Origin of the sequence: Limnohabitans sp. Jir61 (genome assembly GCF_003063545.1) — a bacterium.
Taxonomy (GTDB): domain Bacteria; phylum Pseudomonadota; class Gammaproteobacteria; order Burkholderiales; family Burkholderiaceae_C; genus Limnohabitans.
Map to the genome: position 1 here is coordinate 1 of NZ_NESD01000007.1, position 1,182 is coordinate 1,182.

The window sequence follows — 1,182 nt, forward strand, 5'->3', positions numbered from 1 at the left end:
CTCCGTTTCCGCCAGCAACCTCTAAAAAGCCGTTGTCAATCAACGGCTTTTTTCATTTCCATCCGAGTAACAGGTGCAGGTTACCACCGTATTTACCACTCGGCCTAGGCCAAGTTCCACGTTTTAGGCCCAAATACAACGACCGTGGGATGAGCGTGGAATCACAGTGACCCAATGTCACTCCCCCAGAGAACTGCTCCCCATACATCCCCTGACTGTTCCAGACGCCTTCAACGGTGCCAGCGGATATCTTGACGTTGGATTCATATCTTGACGTGGATATACAGCACCTAGCCCCATACGTTCGATGACATCCAGCCCATAAACAGGCATATGTCCACCGATACGTTCATCTGATAGACCGTAGGAGACGTTAGACCCACTGTGGAAGAGCACCTCTTGATGCTTTTTACAGTTCAAGAACGTGCCAGACGGTGCGGCTAGATGACTGAGGGTGGATACGAACTTATTTGAGCCACCTACCCCATACGGCAGACGTTGTGAACGTCAATACCTACCTGTGGATGCTCTCATTAACTGCCATTCACGAGATTTGCCACTGACTCGGAGAACTGGGTATCAAGCTTGGCAAGTGACGTGATGACATCATCCCAATACACGTCTACACCCAACTCCATCTCGCATCGCTTGACTGCTTCAATGAAGGTGTTCGGCGTTTTGATGTCGCCCACGGAGTGAATTAAGAACCACTTACGCTTGGTTTTGCCATCCAGATACTCATCACTGAACTTTCGTGCCAATACGGTGAAGACTCCCTTTTTCGTTCGTGTGGTGACGATGTAGTCTTCCCAGTCACTCCACATGTTGTCGTTTTCGACCTGATAGAGGATTACGGCAGGTGACCTTGCGAACGCCAGTGCGTGGGAGTTAGACATTGGGTGGTCTATCTGCTATCGGGACGAATTAGCCCCATGAGTTTGACGATACGGTTCTTCTCGACTCGTTCAAATGCCACACAGAAGTTGTCTCGTATGGAACTGGTTAGTTCTTTGTCGTCTTCGCAGAAGTGAACTTCCTTTTCACAGGCATGGCAGAGCCGAATCTTTTCCTTGTTTGTATCTTCCAACGTCTCCCAGTCGGCCTCACACTTGTAGGCGAAGACACAGTTCCTGATTTCGTATTGGGAATCGTTGGAGTTCATGGTTGGGGTGAGTGGTGATT

General features: G+C 49.5%; 2 protein-coding genes. Both read right to left on the minus strand.

The window, feature by feature from the left end; genetic code table 11:
• Nucleotides 1-533 precede the first annotated feature (533 nt).
• Entirely contained in the window at nucleotides 534-896 is a 363-nt protein-coding gene (locus B9Z35_RS12825) for a hypothetical protein (RefSeq protein WP_108284111.1), read from the minus strand.
• Nucleotides 897-904: 8 nt separating this feature from the next.
• On the minus strand, nucleotides 905-1,182 hold a 278-nt coding region (locus B9Z35_RS13125; protein ID WP_233246588.1), incomplete at its 5' end, for a hypothetical protein.

Excerpts from the sequence above, each read along its gene's own strand:
- B9Z35_RS12825 (WP_108284111.1), bottom strand. The coding sequence starts at position 896 with ATGTCTAACTCCCACGCACTGGCGTTCGCAAGGTCACCTGCCGTAATC.